This window comes from Cellulomonas terrae (assembly GCF_007990265.1).
Classification (GTDB): domain Bacteria; phylum Actinomycetota; class Actinomycetes; order Actinomycetales; family Cellulomonadaceae; genus Cellulomonas; species Cellulomonas terrae.
In genome coordinates this window covers 56,966-71,259 of record NZ_BJWH01000017.1, presented here as the reverse complement: position 1 = coordinate 71,259, position 14,294 = coordinate 56,966, and the positions used below count along the sequence as shown (strand labels likewise).

10 protein-coding genes are annotated in these 14,294 nt (G+C 72.4%); 7 read left to right on the top strand and 3 right to left on the bottom strand.

Annotation, left to right across the window (positions count from 1 at the left end):
* The first annotated feature begins 136 nt into the window (after positions 1-136).
* The 3 genes from CTE05_RS14900 to uca are packed head-to-tail and all read left to right on the top strand — an operon-like array spanning position 137 to position 5,162.
* Positions 137-982, top strand: coding sequence for an urea amidolyase associated protein UAAP1 (locus CTE05_RS14900; RefSeq protein ID WP_222595493.1), 846 nt, complete (start codon positions 137-139; stop codon positions 980-982).
* Positions 979-1,584: an urea amidolyase associated protein UAAP2 gene (locus CTE05_RS14895; RefSeq protein WP_146847099.1), complete on the top strand. Its 606-nt coding sequence runs from the start codon at positions 979-981 to the stop codon at positions 1,582-1,584. The genes CTE05_RS14900 and CTE05_RS14895 overlap by 4 nt, the downstream gene beginning before the upstream one ends.
* A complete protein-coding gene (gene uca, locus CTE05_RS14890) occupies positions 1,581-5,162 on the top strand; it encodes an urea carboxylase (protein WP_146847098.1) in 3,582 nt (1,193 codons plus the stop codon). Before CTE05_RS14895 ends, uca begins: the two co-directional genes overlap by 4 nt.
* 15 nt (positions 5,163-5,177) lie before the next feature.
* Here uca and CTE05_RS14885 read toward each other — a convergent pair whose 3' ends face one another.
* Together CTE05_RS14885 and CTE05_RS14880 are read right to left on the bottom strand one after the other, a co-directional pair.
* On the bottom strand, positions 5,178-5,840 hold the full coding sequence (locus CTE05_RS14885) for a DUF459 domain-containing protein (RefSeq protein WP_146847097.1): 663 nt from the start codon (positions 5,838-5,840) through the stop codon (positions 5,178-5,180).
* A gap of 8 nt (positions 5,841-5,848) precedes the next feature.
* A complete protein-coding gene (locus tag CTE05_RS14880) occupies positions 5,849-6,844 on the bottom strand; it encodes a sugar-binding transcriptional regulator (RefSeq protein WP_146847096.1) in 996 nt (331 codons plus the stop codon).
* Between the two features lie 146 nt (positions 6,845-6,990).
* Here CTE05_RS14880 and CTE05_RS14875 point away from each other — a divergent pair, with 146 nt between their 5' ends.
* The 3 genes from CTE05_RS14875 (at position 6,991) to glpK (ending at position 11,215) form a co-directional block, all read left to right on the top strand.
* Positions 6,991-8,799 carry a glycerol-3-phosphate dehydrogenase/oxidase gene (locus CTE05_RS14875; protein WP_146847095.1) on the top strand — a complete coding sequence of 603 codons (1,809 nt, stop codon included), beginning with the start codon at positions 6,991-6,993 and terminating at the stop codon, positions 8,797-8,799.
* Between the two features lie 101 nt (positions 8,800-8,900).
* Complete coding sequence (locus CTE05_RS14870) at positions 8,901-9,599, top strand: MIP/aquaporin family protein (RefSeq protein ID WP_246123649.1); 699 nt, start codon at positions 8,901-8,903, stop codon at positions 9,597-9,599.
* Between the two features lie 92 nt (positions 9,600-9,691).
* Positions 9,692-11,215, top strand: coding sequence for a glycerol kinase GlpK (glpK, locus tag CTE05_RS14865; RefSeq protein ID WP_146847093.1), 1,524 nt, complete (start codon positions 9,692-9,694; stop codon positions 11,213-11,215).
* A gap of 51 nt (positions 11,216-11,266) precedes the next feature.
* Here glpK and CTE05_RS14860 read toward each other — a convergent pair whose 3' ends face one another.
* The gene (locus tag CTE05_RS14860) at positions 11,267-13,564 is read right to left on the bottom strand and encodes an MMPL family transporter (RefSeq protein ID WP_146847092.1); all 2,298 of its coding nucleotides are present in this window, start codon (positions 13,562-13,564) and stop codon (positions 11,267-11,269) included.
* A 71-nt stretch (positions 13,565-13,635) separates the two neighbouring features.
* On the opposite strand from CTE05_RS14860, the gene CTE05_RS14855 reads away from it, so the two are divergent.
* A complete protein-coding gene (locus CTE05_RS14855) occupies positions 13,636-14,226 on the top strand; it encodes a TetR/AcrR family transcriptional regulator (RefSeq protein WP_186814877.1) in 591 nt (196 codons plus the stop codon).
* The last annotated feature ends 68 nt before the right edge of the window (positions 14,227-14,294 follow it).

Sequence of the window (14,294 nt, the reverse complement as noted above, 5' to 3'; positions counted from 1 at the left end):
CCGCGGTCGTGCGGGTCGGGGGCCGCCGGAGTGCGGACGCTGCGGTGGGCGTAACAGGAGGTTTACCTGGCGGTGATCGCGGCGGAACGTCCGGGCCGGAGGCTGTTTCTGTCAGTCGACAGAAACAGAGGACGCGATGACCGCCACCACCACCGGGACCACCGCGGGCGCCCGTGAGCACGCCCGGGCGCAGGAGGCCGCCGCCACCGGCACGGTCGACACGATGCCGACGCGCCCCGCGACGGGCTGGCCGTCGCCGCCGAGCGAGGTCGACCCCGCCACGCTCGTGCACGCCGAGACCGTCGCCGGCGGCGGCTACACGCACCTCGCCGTCGCGCGCGGCACGCACGTCCGGTTGACCGACCACCGCGGCGACGCCTGCGCGCACGTCCTCGCCTACCGCCTCGACCGCCCGTGGGAGCGCCTGAACGTCGCCGACACCGTCAAGGTCCAGTGGCAGGTCTACCTGACGGCCGGCCACCTGCTGCTGAGCGACCAGGGCCGGGTGCTCGCGAGCATCGTCGGCGACACGTCGGGACGCCAGGACGCGCTCTACGGCACGACGACCCGGGCCCGCAACGACGAGCGCTACGGCGACGGCAGCGCCCAGGGCCCCACGCCGGCCGGTCGTGAGCTGTTCGCGCTCGCCGCCGCCAAGCACGACCTGTCCCGGCGCGACCTGCCGCCGAGCATCTCGTTCTTCCAGGGCGTCCGGATCGACGACGACGGCCGCCCGGTGTTCGAGGGCTCCGCAGGCCCCGGCAAAGCGATCACGCTGCGCGCCGAGGTGCCGCTGCTGCTTCTCGTCGCCAACACCGCGCACCCGCTCGACCCGCGCGCGTTCATCAGCACCCCGCTGGAGGTCCTCGCCTGGCGCGGCGAGCCGACGCGTGACACCGACCCGCTCTGGGACGCCGCACCGGAGGGCCGTCGCGCCTTCGTCAACACCCGGGAAGACCTCACCGCACGGGGGATCGCATGACCACGCTGCTCGACACCGTCGTCCCCGCCCGCGCCCCCTGGTCCGCGGTCGTGCAGGCGGGCGACGTCCTGACGATCGTCGACCTCGGCGGCAACCAGGCCGTCGACTTCCTCGTCTTCGACGCCGCCGACACCACGCTGCGCTACAGCGCCCCGGACACCATCCAGGGCCAGGACTCGGTGTTCCTGACCACCGGCTCGGTGCTGCGCGACTGCGAGTACGGCCCGCTGATGACGGTGGTCGCCGACGAGGTCGGCCGGCACGACACCCTCGGCGGAGCGTGCTCGAAGGAGTCGAACACGCTCCGGTACGGCCACCACACCTGGGCGCAGCACGCCTGCGCGGAGAACTTCCTCGCCGAGGGCGGCCGGTACGGGCTGGGCAAGCGGGACCTGGTCTCGAACATCAACTGGTACATGAACGTGCCGGTCGACCCGGACGGAGCGCTGGGGATCGTCGACGGCATCAGCGCCGCGGGCCTGTCGGTCTCGCTGCGCGCCGAGCGCGACGTCCTCGTCGTCGTCAGCAACTGCCCGCAGATCAACAACCCGTGCAACGGCTTCGACCCGACGCCGGTGCGCATGGTGGTGAGCAGCTCATGACGTTCGACACCCTCCTCGTCGCCAACCGCGGCGAGATCGCCGTCCGCATCCTGCGCACCGCGAAGGACCTCGGCCTGCGCACGGTCGCGGTCTACTCGGCTGCCGACGCGGGCGCGGCGCACGTGCACCTGGCCGACGTCGCCGTGCGCCTCGGACCGGCCCCTGCGGCGCAGTCGTACCTGCGCAGCGACCTGATCCTCGACGCCGCGCTCGCGCACGGTGCCGGCGCGATCCACCCGGGCTACGGGTTCCTGTCCGAGAACGCGTCCTTCGCCCGCGCGGCGGAGGAGGCGGGCATCGCGTTCGTGGGCCCGACGCCGGCGCAGCTGGAGCTGTTCGGGTCGAAGCACACGGCGCGCGACGCGGCGCGGGCGGTCGACATGCCGATGCTCGCGGGCACCGGGCTGCTGGAGAGCCTCGACGAGGCGGTCGCGGCGGCCGGGTCGATCGGCTACCCCGTCATGCTCAAGGCGACGGCCGGCGGGGGCGGGATCGGCATGCGCGCGTGCCGCACGCCCGACGAGCTGGTCTCCGCGTGGGAGGCCGTGCGCCGGACGGCGGGGGCGGCGTTCGGTTCGGCCGGGGTGTACCTGGAGCGGCTCATCACGGCCGCGAGGCACGTCGAGGTCCAGGTGTTCGGCGACGGGCTCGGTCGCGTCGTCACGCTCGGCGACCGCGACTGCTCCCTGCAGCGCCGGCACCAGAAGGTGGTGGAGGAGGCCCCGGCGCCGGGACTCCCCGACGACGTCCGCGCGCTGATCGCGTCGTCCGCCCGCACGCTCGCCGAGTCGGTCGACTACCGGTCCGCGGGCACGGTCGAGTTCGTCTACGACGCCCAGCGCGAGGAGGCCGCGTTCCTCGAGGTCAACACCCGCCTGCAGGTCGAGCACCCGGTCACCGAGGCGGTGTTCGGCGTCGACCTGGTGGCGTGGATGATCCGGCTCGCGCAGGGCGACACGTCCGTCGTCGACACCCCGCTGACCCCGCGGGGTGCGGCGGTCGAGGCGCGCGTCTACGCCGAGAACCCCGACCGCGACCACCTGCCGAGCGCCGGCACGGTCACGGCGTTCGAGGTCCCGGACGGCGTCCGCGTCGACACGTGGATCGCGCCCGGTGTCGAGGTCTCCACCCACTACGACCCCCTGCTGGCCAAGGTCGTCACCGCGGGCGCCGACCGGGATAGCGCCTGGGACGCGCTCGGGGACGCGCTCGGGAACACCCGGCTGACCGGCATCGCGACGAACCTCGGCCTCCTGCGCACGATCGTGCACTCCCCCGACGTGGCCGCCGCGCTGCACCACACGGGCACGCTTGCCCACCTGCACGACGAGACCCCGCGCATCGAGGTCCTGCGCCCCGGCATGCTCACCACCGTCCAGGACTGGCCCGGCCGCACCGGGCTGTGGCACGTCGGGATCCCGCCGTCGGGGCCGATGGACGACCTGTCCTTCCGGCTGGGCAACGTCGCGCTGGGCAACCCCGAGGGCGCGGCCGGCCTGGAGTGCACGATGGCCGGTCCGGAGCTGCGGTTCGTCACGGGCGCGACCGTCATGGTCACCGGCGCCCCGGCCACGATCACCCTCGACGACGTCCCTGTCCCCCAGTGGGAGCCGGTCCGGGTCCCGGCCGGTGGCGTCCTCGCACTGGGTGCACCCGCCACCGGGATGCGCACGTACCTGCTGGTCAGCGGGGGTCTCGACGTCCCACAGGTGCTCGGCTCGTCGGCGACCTTCGACCTCGGCAGGATCGGCGGGACCACCGGCGTGGCCCTGCGGCCGGGCGACCAGCTCGGGATCGGCACGCCGTCGGGCTCCCCTCGGCCCGTCCCCGTGGCGGACCGCCCCGAGATCGCCGGCGCCTGGCAGATCGGCGCGCTCGAGGGACCGCACGCGGCGCCGGAGTTCTTCACGCCGGGCGACGTCGCCGAGTTCTACGCGGCGACCTGGGCGGTGCACTTCAACTCGGCGCGCACGGGCGTCCGGCTCGTCGGCCCCAAGCCCACCTGGGCGCGTCCCGACGGCGGCGAGGCGGGCCTGCACCCGTCGAACATCCACGACACCCCGTACGCGGTCGGCGCGGTCGACTACACCGGCGACCTGCCGATCCTGCTCGGCCCCGACGGTCCGTCGCTCGGCGGGTTCACGTGCCCGGCGACGGTCGCGCTCGGCCAGCTGTGGAAGCTCGGCCAGCTCCGCCCCGGCGACACCGTGCAGTTCGTGCCGGTCGACGAGGCCGAGGCGGACGCGCTCCGCACGGCGCCGCAGCGCGCGCCCCGCACCACGCGGAGCACCCACGAGGACGGTGGCATCCTCGCGCGCAAGGACAGCGACACCGAGGTCACGTACCGCCGCAGCGGCGACGACAACCTGCTGGTCGAGTACGGCGCGATGACCCTGGACCTGGCGTCCCGGATGCGCGTGCACGCCCTCGCGCAGCAGGTCCAGGACCGCGTCGACCACGACGGGCTGCGCGGCATCGTCGACCTGACGCCCGGCATCCGCTCGCTGCAGCTGCACGTCGACCCGGACCGGCTCCCGCTGCGCACGGCCCTCGACCTGGTCCGCGAGATCGAGGACGCCCTGCCGGCCACGACCGACCTGGTGGTGCCCAGCAGGACCGTGCACCTGCCGCTGAGCTGGGACGACCCGGCGACGCGCGAGGCCATCGAGCGGTACATGGCGGGCGTCCGCGACGACGCCCCGTGGAGCCCGTGGAACATCGAGTTCATCCGTCGGATCAACGGCCTGTCCTCGGTCGACGACGTGTACCGCACGGTCTTCGACGCGTCGTACCTGGTCATGGGCCTGGGCGACGTGTACCTGGGCGCCCCCGTCGCGACCCCGCTGGACCCGCGGCACCGCCTGGTGACCACGAAGTACAACCCGGCGCGCACCTGGACCCCGCAGAACGCCGTCGGCATCGGCGGCGCGTACCTGTGCATCTACGGCATGGAGGGACCGGGCGGCTACCAGTTCGTCGGGCGCACCATCCAGGTCTGGGACACGCACGCGCGGCACCGACCGTTCGAGCCCGGCACCCCGTGGCTGCTCCGGTTCTTCGACCGGATCTCCTGGTACCCCGTGGGCGCCGACGAGCTGCTGGACATGCGCGCCGACATGGCCGCCGGCCGTCTCGACGTGACCATCGAGCCCGGCACGTTCTCGATCGCGGAGCACCAGCGGTTCCTGGCCGAGAACGCCCCGTCCATCGAGGCGTTCCGCGCGCAGCAGGCCGGCGCGTTCGGCACCGAGCGCGACGCCTGGGCAGCCGCCGGCGAGTTCGACCGCGTGGTCGAGCCCGACGCACCGGCGCCGGTGGCCGACACCGAGATCCCGGACGGCTGCGAGGGCGTCGAGGCGCCGTTCGTCGCGACGGTCTTCCGGGTCGACGTGCGTCCCGGCGACGTCGTCGAGCGCGGCCAGCAGCTGCTCGCGCTGGAGGCCATGAAGATGGAGGCGCCGGTCGTGGCGACGGTCGGCGGCACGGTCGTCGACATCGTCGTCGTCCCGGGCGACCAGGTGGGTCCCGGTCAGGTGCTGGTCGTCGTCGAGCCCGCGGCGGTGACGACCGCGGCGTGAACCCCCGAGCGACGCCTACCGGGCGCCGGTGAGCCCGTCGGCGGCCGCGTGGTCGGACGCGCCCTGGTCGCCGAGCGCGTCCGCCAGGAACGTGTCCCAGGACGGCCGTACCAGGGCCGCGAGCGCGGCGTACCCGCGGGCGCCCGGGTGTGCGCCGTCGCCCGCACGGACCTCGGACAGCCACGTCTCGTCGGGGAGGAGGTCGTGCACGACCGGCACGACAGGGACGCCGTGGGCCCGCGCCTCGTCGGCGAGCAGGGCGTCGAGCCCCAGGACCCGGTGGTTGGTGCGCGGGTCGGCGATCGGGGGCGGCCCGACCACCAGCGTCGGGAGCCCGAGCGTCTCGGCACGCGTGAGGAGGGTCCGCAGGTTCGCGACGCTCTCGGCGGCTTCGACGCGCGGCCGCCCGGCGCCGTCGTCGGTCGAGTCGTTCACGCCGAACGAGACCACGAGCCTCGTCGTCCCGGTGTCGGGGAGCCGCGCGGCCGTCTCCGCCTCCCAGCGGGCAAGCACGTCGGCAGAGGTGTTCCGACGGATCCCGAGCGGGTACCCGGTCAGGTCCAGCCCGGGCCGCCGCGATCCTGCGACGAGGCGGCCGGTCCAGCCGAGTCCGGTCGGGTCACCCACACCGGCGACGAACGAGTCGCCGAAGAACAGGACGGTCAGACGCTGCGGCATGCCGACAGTCAACCGGACACGCGCGCCCGCACGCGCCGCGGGTGCGGCGGCTCGGCCGCGTCGAGCAGGCCGGTCGCAGTGATCTCGTCGACGACCAGGTCCGTCACCACCCCGGCGCGCAGGGCGGCGAGCAGCGGAGCGACCTTGTTGTCGCCGGCCACCACGCAGACCCGGCGCGGGATGCGCTGCAGCTCGACGGGCGTCGGGCCCGTGGCGCGCTCGTTGAGGTGCACGTCCTGCCAGGACCCGTCGGCGCGCAGGAAGACCGTGCAGACGTCGCCGACGACTCCCTCGTCGTGCAGGTTCTTCACGTCGGAGTCGTCGAGGTACCCCGCCGAGTAGACGTGCGAGGGCACCGCGCCGGCGACGGCGCCGACGGAGAACACCGCGATGTCCGCTCGGCGCTGCATGTCGAGCACGCGCCGCACCGAGCGCTCGCGCCACATCGCGGCCTTGGTGTCGGGGTAGTCGAAGAAGGCGGGCACCGAGAAGTGGTGCACGGCCGCGGCGAACGCGGTCCCGAACGTCGAGATCAGGTCGCTGGCGTACTCGATGCCGCTGGTGCGCATGTTCGCGGCCCCGTTGAGCTGGACCACCGCGGAGCCGCGCGTCGGCTTGGGCGCGAGGTACCGGGACACCGACGCGAGCGTGGTCCCCCACGCGACGCCCAGCACCATGTCGGAGTCGAACCACGAGGACAGCAGCCTGGCCGCGGTGATCGACACCTGGTCGAGGCGCTCGATGTGGCTGGCGGAGTCGGGCACGGGGACGACGTAGGTGTCGATACCGAACGCCGCGGCGATCGTGCGACCGAGCCCGGGTGCACGCGTGCTCGCCGGCCGCAGCGTGATCTCGACCAGCCCCGACTGCCGGGCGCGCTTGATGAGCCGCGAGACGGTCGAGCGGGAGGTCCCGAGGTGCCGGGCGATGACCTCCATCTTGATGTCCTGGAGGTAGTACATCGACGCCGCCCGCAGGACGTCCTGCTCCCGTTCGATGTACATCGCGACCCCCTCCGGTCCGCGGTCGACCTTTGCACGTTTGTGCAGCCCGGTTGCGCGTTCGTTCGCCTGGTGACGACGATAGCGAGCAAGCCCGTACCGGGCGAGCGGGACAACGAGCGACAACGGAACCACCGGGGGTACGACGGATGAGGACGGCGCCGCTGACGGCCCAGGCACGACAGGACGCACTCGACGCGATGCGCGGGAGTGCCGAACGCGGGAACGAGCTCGACGTCCTCGTCATCGGCGGCGGTGTCACGGGCGCCGGGATCGCGCTCGACGCGGTGAGCCGAGGACTGTCCACGGCGGTCGTCGAGGCGCAGGACTGGGCCTCCGGCACGTCCAGCCGGTCCAGCAAGCTGGTGCACGGCGGGCTGCGCTATCTCCAGATGCTCGACTTCCACCTCGTCCGCGAGGCGCTGACCGAGCGCGACCTGCTGATCAACCGGCTGGCACCGCACCTCGTCAAGCCCGTGAGCTTCCTGTACCCGCTGGAGAACCGCGTCTGGGAGCGGGCGTACGTCGGCGCGGGCGTCGCCCTCTACGACACGCTCGCGTCGGTGACCGGCTCGAAGCGCGCGCTCCCCATCCACCGCCACCTCACCCGCAAGGGCATGGAGCGGCTCTTCCCCGACCTGCGGCACGACGCCGCGATCGGCGCGGTCCGCTACTGGGACGCCAGCGTCGACGACGCGCGCCTCGTCGAGACCCTGGTGCGCACGGCAGTCAGCTACGGCGCGCACGCCGCGTCGCGCACGCAGGTCCTCGACCTGCAGACCACCACGGGCGGAGCGGTCACCGGCGCCGAGGTCGTGGACCTGGAGACCGGCGAGCACATCGACGTCCGCGCCCGGGCCGTCATCAACGCGACCGGGGTGTGGACCGAGCAGACCGAGTCGCTGGCCGGGGCCGAGGGCGGGCTGCACGTGCTGGCCAGCAAGGGCGTGCACATCGTGGTGCCCCGCAGCCGCATCGCCGGCGACGTCGGCCTGATCCTGCAGACCGAGAAGTCGGTCCTGTTCATCATCCCGTGGTCGCGCTACTGGGTGATCGGCACCACGGACACCCCGTGGGAGCAGGAGCTGGTCCACCCCGTCGCGACGAGCGCGGACATCGACTACGTCATCGAGCACGCCAACACCGTGCTCTCCCGGCCCATCACGCGCGAGGACATCATCGGGACCTGGGCGGGTCTGCGTCCGCTGCTGCAGCCGCAGGTCAAGGCGGGCACGAGCTCCGCGAAGGTGTCGCGCGAGCACACCGTGGCCGCCCCCGCGCCGGGCCTCACCGTCATCGCCGGCGGCAAGCTCACCACCTACCGCGTGATGGCCAAGGACGCGGTCGACTTCGCCATCGGCAGCCGCGCCACCTCGCTCCCCTCGATCACGCACGACCTTCCCCTGGTCGGCGCCGAGGGTCTGCAGGTGTTCCAGCGCCAGGCACGTGCGATCAGCCAGAAGTACGGCTGGTCCCGTCCGCGCATGGACCACCTTCTGCACCGCTACGGGTCGCTGCTGGGCGAGCTCATCGACCTCGTCGACGCCGACGCGTCGCTGGCCGAACCGCTGAAGAACGCGGACGCGTACATCGGCGCCGAGATCGTCTACGCCGTCAGCCACGAGGGTGCGCTGCACCTCGACGACGTCCTCATGCACCGCACGCGGCTCAACTACGAGCAGGCGGACAAGGGCGTGGGGGCGCTCGAGGAGATCGCCGACCTCATCGCCCCGATCCTGGGCTGGGACGCGCACACGCGCAGCCAGGAGATCGAGGCGTACCGCGCGCGTGCCGAGGCAGAGGACGCCGCCGCGCAGGAGCCCGACGACGCCGGGGCCGTGAAGGTCCGGCTGCGCGCCGCCGACGTCTCGCCGATGCTCAGCGACACGACTGCCGCCGGCGGCACCAAGCCGGGATCACCCGCGGGGAAGGGGTCCTCCGGACCCGTCGGGACCTGAGAACTCCCCGCGGCCATCCGCGGGGCGCACGTGACAACGATGTCCGTCAGAAAGGGTCGACAGTGGACTACACAATAGGTGACGCCTTCCTCTCGGAGGTGATGGGCACCGGCATGCTGATCCTGCTCGGTGCCGGTGTGGTCGCGAACGTCATCTTGCCGAAGAACAAGGGCTTCGACGGCGGCTGGCTCCTCATCAACTTCGGATGGGGTCTCGCGGTCTTCTCGGGTGTGTACGTCGCGTACAAGTCGGGGGCGCACCTCAACCCCGCGGTGACGATCGGCATCTGGACGAGCGGGGCGGAGGACTTCGCCGCAGGCGTCCCCGTGACCGCAGCGAACGGCTTCCTCTACGTCACAGCCCAGATGGCCGGTGCCGCGCTCGGTGCAGGCCTCGCCTTCCTCGCGTACAAGAAGCACTTCGACGAGGACGCCGACCCGGGCACCAAGCTCGCCGTCTTCTCCACCGGCCCCGCCATCCGCTCCTACGGGTGGAACTTCATCACCGAGGCCATCGCCACCTTCGTCCTCGTCTTCGTCATCCTCGCCTTCGCGAAGACCCCCGCCGAGCTCGGGGCGATCCCCGTGGCTCTCCTCGTGATCGGTATCGGCGCCAGCCTCGGTGGTCCCACCGGCTACGCCATCAACCCCGCACGTGACCTCGGTCCGCGCATCGCGCACGCCCTCCTGCCCATCCGGGGCAAGGGCTCCAGCGACTGGGCGTACTCGTGGGTGCCGGTCCTCGGCCCCCTCGTCGGCGGTGCGATCGCCGGCCTCGCGGCCTCCGTCTACATCGTCTGACGCCACAGCACAGCCGTCCCCCGCCCGGGCGGCGCTCCACACCCCCCGCGAGCGCCGTCCGGGCCACCCGAACCACCGGAGGAATCTTCACCATGCCCGACACCAAGTACGTCCTTGCCATCGACCAGGGCACCACGAGCACCCGAGCGATCGTCTTCGACCACTCCGGCCAGATCGTCGAGTCCGGGCAGATCGAGCACGAGCAGATCTTCCCGCGTGCCGGCTGGGTCGAGCACAACGCCGAGGAGATCTGGAAGAACACCCGTGAGGTGGTCGGTCTGGCACTGACCCGTGCCAACCTCACGTACAAGGACCTCGCCGCGGTCGGCATCACCAACCAGCGCGAGACCGCGGTCGTGTGGGACCGCACCACCGGCAAGCCGGTCTACAACGCGATCGTCTGGCAGGACACGCGCACGCAGAAGATCGCCGACGAGCTGGGGGCGCTCGGCGGCGGGGCGGACCGGTACAAGGCGAAGGTCGGCCTCCCGCTGGCCACCTACTTCTCCGGGCCGAAGATCAAGTGGATCCTCGACAACGTCGACGGTGCCCGCGCCAAGGCGGAGGCCGGGGACCTGGCGTTCGGCAACACCGACTCGTGGGTCCTGTGGAACATGACCGGCGGCGTCGACGGCGGCGTGCACGTCACCGACCCGACCAACGCGTCGCGCACCATGCTGATGAACCTCGACACGCTCACGTGGAACGAGGACATCGCGAACGACATGGGCATCCCGCTGTCGATGCTGCCGGAGATCAAGTCGTCGTCCGAGGTGTACGGGCACGGCCGCGAGGGCGGCATGGTCCCGGGCGTCCCGATCGCGGGCATCCTCGGCGACCAGCAGGCGGCCACGTTCGGCCAGGCCTGCTTCGAGGTGGGCCACGCCAAGAACACCTACGGCACCGGCAACTTCATGCTCATCAACACGGGCACGGAGCCGATCCCGTCGAAGAACGGCCTGCTGACCACGGTCTGCTACAAGATCGGCGACCAGCCGACCGTGTACGCGCTCGAGGGCTCGATCGCCGTGACCGGGTCGCTGGTGCAGTGGCTGCGCGACAACCTCGGGCTGATCTCGTCGGCACCCGAGATCGAGCAGCTGGCCAAGACGGTCGACGACAACGGCGGCGCGTACTTCGTGCCGGCGTTCTCCGGCCTGTTCGCGCCGTACTGGCGCTCCGACGCGCGCGGTGCGCTGGTCGGTCTGACGCGGTTCGTCAACAAGGGCCACATCGCCCGGGCCGCGCTCGAGGCGACGGCGTTCCAGACCCGCGAGGTGCTGGACGCCATGAACGCCGACTCGGGCGTCGACCTGACCGAGCTCAAGGTCGACGGCGGCATGGTCCAGGACGAGCTGCTCATGCAGTTCCAGGCGGACATCCTCGGCGTCACGGTCATCCGGCCGAAGGTCGCGGAGACCACCGCCCTGGGCGCGGCGTACGCGGCCGGCATCGCCGTCGGGTTCTGGAACGGCGAGCAGGACGTCATCGACAACTGGGCCGAGGACAAGCGGTGGGAGCCGCAGATGGACGACGCCGAGCGTGACCGCCAGTTCCGGCTCTGGAAGAAGGCCGTCACCAAGACCTTCGACTGGGTCGACGACGACGTGGTCTGACGGGCAGTACGGGCGAGGGCCGGGGCGCGACGAGGCACCCCGGCCTTCGTCTCACCCGGGCTGGTCGGTCTCCGGCGCCGCGTGCGCACCGTGCGTCGCGTGGGCGTGGGCGGGCGGCTCGTCGACGGGGGACGCCGCCGCGTGCGAGCCGGCACGCTCCAGGGCCGCACCCTCGATGTCCACGTTGGGGATGATCCGGTCGAGCCATCGCGGGATCCACCACGCCGACCTTCCGAGCAGGGCCATCGCGGCCGGGATCATGGTCATGCGGACCACGAGCGCGTCGAACACGATGCCGATGGCCAACGCGAAGGCGATGGGACCGATCTGCGCCGAGCCGCTGAACACGAAGCTCGAGAACACGGAGATCATGATCAGCGCGGCCGCCAGCACCACGCGGGCACCGTGCGCGAACCCGAGGCGGACCGACGGGATCGGCTCGGCGCCGTGCACGTGCTCCTCGCGCATCCGGGAGACCAGGAACACCTGGTAGTCCATCGCCAGCCCGAAGAGCACGCCCACCAGCAGGATCGGCAGGAAGCTGAGCAGCGGGCCGGTCGAGTCGACGTTGAACACCGGGGCCAGCCATCCCCACTGGAACACCGCGGTGGTCGCGCCGAACGACGCGGCGATCGTCAGCAGGAAGCCGAGCACCGCGGTGACCGGTACCAGGAGCGAGCGGAACGCGACCATCAGCAGCAGGATCGCGAGGCCGACGACGATCAGCAGGAACAGCGGGAACGCGTCCGCGAGCTTCTCGGTGATGTCGATGTTGGCCGCCGCCGCGCCCGTGATCCACAGCTCGGCCCCCGTGCTCGCCTCGATGTCGGGGCGGGCGTCGCGGATTGCGTGGACCAGCTCGGCCGTCTCCACGGAGTCCGGAGCGCCCGTCGGGATGACGACCACGAGCGCCGCCTCCGCACCCTCGGCCGCGCCCGGCGCGACGATCGGCGCCGCGTACGCGACGTCGGGCAGCTCGGAGATCTCACCGACGACCGTCTGGACCGCGGCGGGCAGCGCCGACGGGTCGTCCGCGGCGTCGACCAGCACGACGAGCGGGCCGTTGAAGCCGGGTCCGAAGCCCTCGGCGAGCATCTCGTAGGCCGCGCGGTCGCCCGAACCCTCGGGCTCGCGGCCGGCGTTCGGCAGGCCGAGCCGCATGCTGAGCGCGGGGACCGCGATCGTGAGCAGCACGGCGGTCGCGACGACGAGCGTGATGATCGGGTGGGACGTGGTGAAGACGCCCCACCGGTTCTGCCCCGCGCGGGACTTCTCGGCCTGCTTGGCGGCCCGGCCGCGCGGACGCAGCCGCTCGCCGGCGAACCCCATGATCGCGGGCAGCAGCGTGATGGCGACGAGCACGGCGATGACGACCGTCGCCGCGGCGGCGAGACCCATCGCGGACAGGAACGGGATGCCGGTGACCGTCAGGGCGGCGAGCGCGATGACGACGGTCGTGCCGGCGAACACGACAGCGCTCCCGGCGGTGCCGACCGCGTGCCCGGCCGACGTCTCCGGGGTCATGCCGTCGGCCAGCTGCTGGCGGTGCCGGGAGAGCAGGAACAGGGCGTAGTCGATGCCCACCGCGAGCCCGAGCATGAGCGCGAGCGTCAGCGTGGACGACGAGATCTCGGTGATCCCGGACAGGGAGAGCACGCCCGCGACGCCGATGCCGACGCCCAGCAGCGCGGTGAGGATCGGCATGCCGGCGGCCAGCAGCGAGCCGAACGTCACGACGAGCACGACGAGAGCCACGACCAGGCCGACCGCCTCCATCGGCCCGGCGAGCTCCAGCGGCTCGGTGAACGGCCCGCCCGCGAGCGCGACCTCGTAGCCGTCGGCCTCGAGGCTCGACGCCGCGTCCTCGATCACGGCCGTCGTCGCGTCGGGGATGTCCTCGACGCCGACGCCGAAGGAGACGTCGACGTACATGACGCTGCCGTCGGGAGCGACCGCCTGGGCGGTCACGGGGTCGGAGACGCCCGCGACGTCCTCGGCACCCGAGACCGGTGCCAGCGCCGCCAGGACGTCCGGGATTCCGGTGCCCTCGAGGAAGGACTCCCCCTCCGGCGCAGCGACGACGACGCGCGCGGTCGACGTGTCGCCGCCCTGCTGCGCAGACATGCTGCTGTCCGAGCCGACGTCGGCGGCCTGGTCACCCAGCCGCTCGGCCACGAGCTCCTGCGCGCGCTGCGACTCCGTGCCTGGGATGGAGAACGAGTCGGAGAGGTGCAGCCCCGACGAGACGGCTCCGAACGCGGCTGCGGCGAGCACCAGCAGCCACGCCACGAGCACGATCCAGCGGTGGCGGTAGCTTCCCCGGCCCAGACGGTCCAGCACGCGTGCCATGTTCACTCCTTGGTCGACGGTGCAGGATACCCGACAGGTGTCGGTTACTGGTCGGTGGCATCATGGACCGGATGACGATCCAGGACGAAGGCGCCCGGGTGGATCCGCGAGTGCTGCGCACGCGTCGGCTGCTCCAGGATGCCCTGCTGTCGCTCGCCCGCGAACGCAGCCTCGACGAGATCTCGGTCGCCGACGTGGCCGACCGGGCCACCGTGAACCGCAGCACCTTCTACCAGCACTACCCCGACACCGACACGCTGCTGGCCGACGCCCTCGACGCGCAGGCCGCCCTCGTCGGCGCGGACCTCTCCCAGATCCACCCCGGCACCAACCCGGGCACCCCTCCTGACGTGCTGGTCCGCTACGCGACGCACGTGGCGGAGAACGTCGGCCTGTACCGCAGCGCGCTCGGTGAGCACGGCTCCCCCGTCGCCGTCACCCGGCTGCGGCGGCGGATCGCGGCCCTCGCGCTCGAAGGACTGGAGCTGCACGGCGCGCCACCCGCCCTGGCCGGGCTGCCCCGGCCGATCGCCGCGGCCGCGCTCGCCGGCTCGGTCATCGGCGTCCTCGTCGCCTGGCTGGAACGCGACCCGCTGCCCCCCGCCCAGGACGCAGCGACCTGGGCCTGGTCAGCAGTCAGCGGCTGGCCGACGGACACCTGACCCCTCTGCAACGTCCGCACACGTGCGGGTTCCAGCCCACCGGAGTGCGGACGCTGCCGGTGTCCGGG

Excerpts from the sequence above, each read along its gene's own strand:
- CTE05_RS14900 (WP_222595493.1), top strand. The coding sequence starts at position 137 with ATGACCGCCACCACCACCGGGACCACCGCGGGCGCCCGTGAGCACGCC.
- CTE05_RS14895 (WP_146847099.1), top strand. The coding sequence starts at position 979 with ATGACCACGCTGCTCGACACCGTCGTCCCCGCCCGCGCCCCCTGGTCC.
- uca (WP_146847098.1), top strand. The coding sequence starts at position 1,581 with ATGACGTTCGACACCCTCCTCGTCGCCAACCGCGGCGAGATCGCCGTC.
- CTE05_RS14885 (WP_146847097.1), bottom strand. The coding sequence starts at position 5,840 with ATGCCGCAGCGTCTGACCGTCCTGTTCTTCGGCGACTCGTTCGTCGCC.
- CTE05_RS14880 (WP_146847096.1), bottom strand. The coding sequence starts at position 6,844 with ATGTACATCGAACGGGAGCAGGACGTCCTGCGGGCGGCGTCGATGTAC.
- CTE05_RS14875 (WP_146847095.1), top strand. The coding sequence starts at position 6,991 with ATGAGGACGGCGCCGCTGACGGCCCAGGCACGACAGGACGCACTCGAC.
- CTE05_RS14870 (WP_246123649.1), top strand. The coding sequence starts at position 8,901 with ATGGGCACCGGCATGCTGATCCTGCTCGGTGCCGGTGTGGTCGCGAAC.
- glpK (WP_146847093.1), top strand. The coding sequence starts at position 9,692 with ATGCCCGACACCAAGTACGTCCTTGCCATCGACCAGGGCACCACGAGC.
- CTE05_RS14860 (WP_146847092.1), bottom strand. The coding sequence starts at position 13,564 with ATGGCACGCGTGCTGGACCGTCTGGGCCGGGGAAGCTACCGCCACCGC.
- CTE05_RS14855 (WP_186814877.1), top strand. The coding sequence starts at position 13,636 with ATGACGATCCAGGACGAAGGCGCCCGGGTGGATCCGCGAGTGCTGCGC.